Source organism: Bradyrhizobium sp. Kon58, assembly GCF_055807455.1.
In genome coordinates this window covers 1-272 of record NZ_JBVVOT010000429.1, presented here as the reverse complement: position 1 = coordinate 272, position 272 = coordinate 1, and the positions used below count along the sequence as shown (strand labels likewise).

Below are 272 nucleotides of genomic sequence, written 5' to 3'. Positions count from 1 at the left end.
CAGGTCAAGCGCATCGTGGTGAAGCCGGGCGGGCGTCTGTCGCTGCAGAAGCACCATCATCGCGCCGAGCACTGGATCGTGGTCCGCGGCACGGCCCGCGTCACCGTCAACGAGACCGTCAAAAGCGTGCACGAGAACGAGTCCATCTACATCCCGATGGGCGCGGTGCACCGGATGGAGAACCCCGGTAAAATCATGCTGGAGCTGATCGAGGTCCAGACGGGAAGCTATCTCGGGGAAGACGACATCATCCGGATTGAAGACGACTACCA

General features: G+C 61.4%; 1 protein-coding gene. It reads left to right on the top strand.

Going from position 1 to position 272, the window contains the following annotated elements; genetic code table 11:
- Positions 1–272: cupin domain-containing protein (locus tag AC0L20_RS41030; protein ID WP_473295831.1), on the top strand; the 272-nt coding region annotated here is incomplete at both ends.